The organism is Pararhodobacter sp. SW119, assembly GCF_017811755.1.
In the GTDB taxonomy this organism is placed as follows: Bacteria; Pseudomonadota; Alphaproteobacteria; order Rhodobacterales; family Rhodobacteraceae; genus Pararhodobacter.
This window is the reverse complement of sequence record NZ_JADDJF010000091.1, coordinates 1-6,980: the sequence shown is the minus strand read 5'-3', so window position 1 is coordinate 6,980 and position 6,980 is coordinate 1. Positions and strand designations below refer to the sequence as shown.

The following is a 6,980-nucleotide window of genomic DNA, read 5'->3' as shown; positions in this document are numbered from 1 at the left end:
AGCTTCAACCCGTGATGTTCGAGCTGGCGGCAGACTTCGGCCAGCAGATCATCATAAACCCCACCTTTGACCAGCGCGTTGCGAAACCGGCAATGGGTGGTCTCGTCCGGCACCGGCGCATGCAGGCCCAGCCCGCAAAACATCATGAAATCCAGCCGCACCTTGAGAGCGCGTTCCAGTTTCGGGTCCGACAGACCGTGCCACTGGCCGATCAAAAGGCACTTCAACAGCACCAGCGGATCGTAGCCCTGCGGCCCGATCCCCGAACGCCCCAGACCACGTGTCAGAATCGGTGAGATCGCCCGCCAGTCGATCAGCGCATCGATCTTGGAAAGCACATCGTCATCACCAATCCGATCAGCCGCTTCGCGTAGGAAAAGGTCCATCGTCCCCCCGGAAATCATGCTGGCAAGCCATACCAAAGCAGAAAACCAGCGGGAATCCTCAATTATGCAGAGGTCTTTACCCGATTATCCTCGAGAAAAAGCGGCGGGTTTCACGCGGTCTGCCCCGGCGACCTTCCATTATAGGCCCACGCATATACGCCATGCGACCGGGAGAATCGCGGCTTTCTTGCGATCATCAGCCCGGCATCGTTTCCTCGTCGGCTCCGGCAATCCACCCTGCTCCGCCCGCCAATTCCCCGTCAGGAATCCAACACTTCCCGAACCTTCGCAGCGAGTTCGGACCGACGGTAGGGTTTGCCGAGAAAGCTGACGTCAGGATCAAGCCGCCCGTGATGAACGATCGCATTTTCAGAATAGCCCGAGGTATAGAGAACCTTGAGGCCCGAGCAGATCACCTGCGCGGCCTCGGCGATCTGGCGGCCATTCATTCCGCCGGGCAATACCACATCGGTCAAGAGCAGGTCGACATCCGATCGCCCACGCAGGATGTCCAGCGCCGGCGGCCCCGCCGAGGCCGTGACAACCTCGTAACCCAGCCCGGTCAATTGCGCGATCAACTGCTGCAAGATCAGCGCGTCGTCCTCGACGACCAGAATGGTCTCCTGTCCGCGTCGCAAGGGCTCGTCGTCCGCGTCGATGCCCTGCGCCGGATCGTCGCCGAGATACCGCGGGAAATACAGTTTGACCGTCGTGCCTTCGTCCAGTTCCGAATAGATCCGGACATGGCCGCCCGTCTGCTTGACGAAGCCGAAGACCATACTCAACCCGAGTCCCGTTCCCTGACCGATGGCCTTCGTCGTGAAGAACGGCTCGAACACATGGGCGATCTGATCAGTGGGAATGCCGTGCCCAGTGTCGCTAACCGCGATGACGACGTATTCCCCCGCCCGCAAGTCGGGTTCGGTCGAGACATAGGCGTCGTCGAGCGCCGCATTCCCGGTTTCGATGGTCAACGATCCGCCATCGGGCATCGCATCCCGCGAATTGATCGTGAGGTTCAGAAGCGCGGCTTCGACCTGGGCCAGATCGATCTCTGTAGGCCACAAGCCGTCGGCCAGAACGATCTCGATGTCGATATCCTCGCCCAGGGTGCGGCGCAGCATGCCCTCGATGTCGCCAACCACGGCATTGACGTCGATTACCTGGGGTTTAAGCAACTGCTTGCGCGAAAACGCCAGAAGCCGATTGGTCAGTTCGGCCGCGCGATCCGCCGCCATGGCGCTCATGTCGGCAAACCGCCGCAAGCGACTGCCTTCATCAAGATTGTCCTGAAGCAGTTCCGTATTGCCCATGATGATCGTCAACAGATTGTTGAAATCATGGGCCACGCCGCCGGTCAGCTGCCCGACAGCCTCCAGCTTTTGCGACTGGCGCAACCGCGCTTCCAATTCCAGGCGCTGCGAGATGTCGGACATGCTGCCAAGAACCCGGACGGCACGCCCGTCGTCGTCGCGGATCGCGAAGGCATGAGTCTCGACATCAGCCCAACTGCCGTCGGCCCGCCTGAAACGATAGTGGTCATGAACGGCGTCTGTTCCCGTGAGAAGCTTGTCGATATTCTCATCGACCCGCTTCGCATCGTCTGGATGTACGTTCTCGCGCCAGACGCTCGGTAGCGTGCGTTCGAGATCGGGACGATGTCCAAACTGCCGCTCCATCCCGTCGCTCCACCACAACCGACCTTCCGCGATATCCCAGTCCCAGGCGGCGTTCCCCGAGGCCTCGGCGATCAGGCGGAACCGCGTTTCGGAGATCCGCAGCTCTTCCTCAGCGCGCCGACGATCGGTGATATCGCGCTGAACAGCGACAAAATGCGTGACCGATCCCTCTTCATTCGCAAGCGGCACGATGTCGAGTTCCAGCCAGTATTCCCGGCCGCTCTTCGTGTAGTTGATCAACTCGGCGCGCACTGGTGACTTGGTCTCGACAGCTTGTCTGATCCGATCCAACTCGGACCGCTGTGTTTTCGGGCCTTGCAGCATGCGCGGTGTCTGACCGATCGCCTCTTCGCGTGAATAGCCGGTGATGCGTTCGAAAGCATCGTTGACGTAGGTGATCGTGGCGTTGCCCGATGCATCGCGTTCTGCGCAGTCCGTGATGATGACGATATCGTTGATCTGTCCTGCGGCAGCCTCGAGGAGCCGCAACTGTTCGGTCTGGCGCCGCTCTTCGGTGATATCCGAGAAATAGACGGCCAACCCGTTCGGTATCGGATGGGCGCTGACGCGAAAAATGCGGTCGAGCGGGACATAGCGCTGTTCGAACCTTACGGTCTCACCAGTGTCGAGGGCGCGGGTATATTGAGCGTCGAATACGCTGCCCGCGAACTCGGAAAATTCATCGAAGACCCGGAGGCCAATCAATTCGTCACGCTTGCGCTCCAGAAGCTTCTCAGCCTGGCTGTTAACATAGGTGAACCGCCAGTCCCGATCGAGCGTAAAGAAGGCATCGCCGATATTCTCCAGAGTCTCGGCCAGACGCCGAGCCAGTTCTCCGGCCTTCCGCTGGGCTGTCGTCAGTTCCGTGATGTCCTGTAGTGCCCCCTCCACTGCAACAATTTTGCCGGTCTCATCTCTGACGGGCACGCCAATCGAGCGCACCCGAACGCGATTTCCTTTGGCCGTAATCAGATCGCGGAAGTCATCAAATGGAACTCCGTGTTCGGCGCAATCCTCAAAGACCTTGCGCGCCGAGTCGCGCTCTTCGGGTGCGAAGAAATCGACACCATCCTTGAGCGTCGGGGGCGTGCCGGGCGGCAATTCGTGAATGGCCGCGGTGCCGTCCGTCCAAATCACCTTTTGACGGGTGAGATCCACGCGCCAGCCGCCCAGCTTGACCGCACGCCCTGCAATTGCCAGCAGCCTCTCGGATTCCTCGGCTCGCTTGCGCATCGTCACCAGTTCCGAGATGTCCTGAAAAGACCCTTGAACAGCAATGATCTGGCGAGTCTCGTCACGTTCCGCTTCCCCGGTCGCTCGCACCCAGATCCGGCGCCCTTTGGCAGTGATGATCTGGAGTGTCTCATCAAACGGCTGACCGTGATTGATGCACTCCCGAAACAGGGTCGCGATTCGGTCCCGGTGCTCAGGAGCGTAATAGCCGATGGCATCAGAGATCCTGGGCGAAAATCCGTCCGGTTCATCGTGAATACGGGCGGTCTCGGCGGACCACTCCGGTCTATCGGCTGCCACATCGTATCGCCAGGCCCCAAACTTTGCAGACGTTCCCGCGATTTCGAGCATCCGCTTCGCCCGCTCAAGCGCACGCGTGGATTCGACGCGTTCGGTGACATCACGCGCGGCGATCAATTCCGCGCGACGCCCATCATGGTCGATGGTGTGGCCGATGATTTCGACATAGATGAGTTCGCCGGATTTCAGGAGGTGTCGCCAGACCCCTGCTTCGTTACGCCCTTCCGTGGTCGCCGAGACACTTGCCGTCAGCGCGGATCGATCTTCTTCCGGGCGAATATCGGCAATCGTCATCGCGAGGAATTCCTCGCGGCAATACCCGTACTTGGCGACAGCGGCATTGTTGACAGCCAGAAAGCGGAGCGTGTCCAGGTCGTAGACCCACATCGGGTCAGGGTGGGACAGGAAGAAACTGTCGGTGGCCGTATTCAACTTTCTTCCCCCGTTAAAATAGTTTCCAATTATCCACGCGAAAAAGCAGCTGTCGGGAACGCTCAGCCTGCTTGACTCGCGAAGCCCTCGGCCGCGCTATGACGTAGTCGCTTCCGGTTAGGAGAAGCCAGCCAATCTTCGGGGTTCCCCCGAAGCGAGGCTGCTCCATGATCACCGAACTGAAGTTCGTCCGCGATGTCTGGAAGAAGATGCTCACTCAGTTTGGCGACAGGATCGGTTCTATCGAAATCGAGGCTCCACTGACCGTGAGCGCTCTATCATGAACTGTCGACGCCAAACTCCCTGTGTTCGCGGGACGGTGGATGATTCCGGGTGGACGTGCATCGCCTGAGCGGCGAGTCAGGTTGCCGGACGGCCGAACCCGTGCATTCGCTTTGCCCACTGAAAGCCTACCATGAGCCCCTTCATGCGCGGCAGCACTAAGAGAGCCAGCGCCGTTGCGGCGGCGCACAGACCGAGAGCGACCATCAGCGGCTCATCCATCATAAGCCCGAAAAAGAGCGGAAAGACGATGGCGACAAGCTTCCCTACAATGAGTATCGTAAGAAAGGCTGGACCGTCATCGGCGCGATGATGATGCAACTCCTCGCCGCAGACCGAGCAGGCGTCGGTTACCTTGAGGTAGCGCGCGAAGAGCTTGCCCTCTCCGCATGCCGGGCACCGCCCGCGAAGGCCCTTCAAGACAGCAAGCTTGGTCGCTCTCTCGGCGGTGTTCGTTTCGTTCGCGGATGTGTTCATTCCTCTGTCCTCTCGACTCAGCGTAGGGTGGGTAGACACCTACATAGAATGTATTGAAGGAAAAATCAAGGCACATTGATTGGACAAATGATGGTAGAAATCTTGGCGCAGTGCCCGCTAAGAACAGTTAGGATATTTGCTCGACTTGACGCTATCTTTTCCAGTACAATATGCGATCAATAGTCCAGACTAATGTGTTATAGAGTGAGTAAAGGAGGCATGCCGATGATCAGCTGGGACCCTGAGCTTTCAACTGACGGAAAACCCCGCTACCTCGCGATTGCGGATGCCGTTGCGCGTGACCTGGCTGCCGGGGTTCTGAAGCCGGGCGATCGCCTGCCGCCGCAGCGCCAGCTCGCCGAGCGTCTGAGCATGGATTTCACCACGATTTCTCGCGGCTACGCCGAGGCGCAGAAGCGCGGTCTCGTGAAGAGCCACGTCGGACGTGGCACATTCGTCAGCCACGCCACGATTCTTGTGGCGGAGCCTGATCCTCTGCGCGCCCGCGACGAGGATCTGGCGATGAACATGCCGCCCGAGCCGCGCGACGAACAATTGATCCGCCGGATGCGCTCCGGCCTCGATTATGTCGGCGCGAACTTGGTCCCGTTACTTCGTTACCAGTCGCCGCTTGGAAGCGACCGCGACAGAACTACCGCATTGGCCTGGCTGACCGAACGCGGCCTTAGCCCGCAGCAGGATCGGGTGGCAATCACTCCCGGTGCGCACGCTACCATGGTCGCGATCCTCTCAATCCTCTCAGAACCCGGCAACACAATCCTCTGCGAGAGCGTAACCTATCCCGGTCTGCGCACGATCGCAGCGCGGCTCCACCTTAAGCTTGTCGGGCTGCCGATGGATGCGGAGGGGATCGATCCCTCTGCGCTTGACCACGCAATTCGCGAGCACGAACCCAAGGCGCTCTACCTCACCCCCACGCTGCACAATCCGACGACGTTGACCATACCAGCCTCCCGCCGGACAGAAATCGCCACGGTCATGCGCCAGCACGGGCTGAACTTGATCGAGGACGATGCCTACGGGTTCATTCCTCTGAATTCTCCCGACCCGATTGCGTGCAGCGTCCCCGAGCTCACCTGGTATGTCGGCGGACTTTCGAAGTGTCTCGGCGCCGGATTGCGCCTCGCCTACACGGCGGTTCCATCCAGCCGATGCGCACTGGCACTGGGGCACGCCCTGCGCAGCACCGCAGTTATGGCGTCACCAATCTCGTCGGCGCTGGTCACGCGCTGGATCGATGACGGAACGGCGGAAGCGATCCGCCGCTTCATTCGGAGCGAAAGCGCGGCGCGCCAGGCGATCGCGGTGGAGGTGCTTTCCGGGTTCAACTATCGATCCCACCCAAACGCATTCAACATCTGGCTGTGTCTGCCCGAGGGGTCTGGCCGCGCAGATTTGATGGGGCGGATGGGAGGCAGGCACATCGGGATCATGCCGTCGGACGCATTCACCGTCCTCGGCCCCCCAGACGAGCATGTTCGCGTCGGTCTCGGCGGCTCTATAACAAGGGATGAGTTGCGAAGAGCGATGCTCTTCATGGCCAACTCGCTCGGACCGAACGATTGGGCGGGATAAGGACTGAAAGCGCGATGCAGTGAACGCTTGCTAAGTCAGCCCACCTTGTGATGCCAGCATCGCCGTGTTCGCACCCGGGACCCGATGCGGATCAGGGCCTGCACGGCATGGCCGTCACGTCGTGACCGCGCGAGAGGAGTTCGCTGTGGAGGCGCTGGCCGACATTGCCGGAGGCGCCGATGAGGGCAACTTTCATGCTGTAGTCTCCTGTGAATCCCGGAGACAAAATGGACAGCGGAAACGGTCGGGTGATCTGACTGTCGCGGAGTAAAAGTCCGTATCTTGAGCCCGAGGCGCTCGACCCCGTCGCCTGAGCGCCGCGATTCGCTTCGGGTGCGGGATCGTCGTTCGCGCCCGCTGCATCGCCAGCGCCGAGCATCTGATAGTCCAGACTTCCAATCCATGTGCGCGGCCGTCCTGGGCGCCATCGTTGCCGATACCGAGACGAGGGTCAAAGCGATCACCGAAATCGGCACCCGCAAATCTGCCTTGCTCGCCGAGCGATTTTCGAGTGAGGCGGAGAGCATAACGCCTCGGCCGCGGGGTGTACCCCAAGCAAGTCGCGACTTCGCAAGCGGCTCCCCTATCGCCCCCA

The 6,980-nt window shown here is 60.4% G+C and carries 4 protein-coding genes; 1 reads left to right on the top strand and 3 read right to left on the bottom strand.

The genetic code is table 11. The annotated features are described in order from the left end of the window. The 3 genes from IM708_RS19875 to IM708_RS19865 form a co-directional block, all read right to left on the bottom strand. Window positions 1–386 (bottom strand): transposase (locus IM708_RS19875; protein WP_209428311.1); only part of this gene is annotated, 386 nt, incomplete at its 3' end. A gap of 260 nt (window positions 387–646) precedes the next feature. After that, a complete protein-coding gene (locus tag IM708_RS19870) occupies window positions 647–4,030 on the bottom strand; it encodes a PAS domain S-box protein (protein WP_209428310.1) in 3,384 nt (1,127 codons plus the stop codon). A 360-nt stretch (window positions 4,031–4,390) separates the two neighbouring features. Then, window positions 4,391–4,789: a DUF983 domain-containing protein gene (locus IM708_RS19865; RefSeq protein WP_209428309.1), complete on the bottom strand. Its 399-nt coding sequence runs from the start codon at window positions 4,787–4,789 to the stop codon at window positions 4,391–4,393. Window positions 4,790–5,014: 225 nt separating this feature from the next. Here IM708_RS19865 and IM708_RS19860 point away from each other — a divergent pair, with 225 nt between their 5' ends. Then, a complete protein-coding gene (locus IM708_RS19860; protein ID WP_209428308.1) occupies window positions 5,015–6,385 on the top strand; it encodes a PLP-dependent aminotransferase family protein in 1,371 nt (456 codons plus the stop codon). Window positions 6,386–6,980: the final 595 nt, after the last annotated feature.

Excerpts from the sequence above, each read along its gene's own strand:
- IM708_RS19865 (WP_209428309.1), bottom strand. The coding sequence starts at position 4,789 with ATGAACACATCCGCGAACGAAACGAACACCGCCGAGAGAGCGACCAAG.
- IM708_RS19860 (WP_209428308.1), top strand. The coding sequence starts at position 5,015 with ATGATCAGCTGGGACCCTGAGCTTTCAACTGACGGAAAACCCCGCTAC.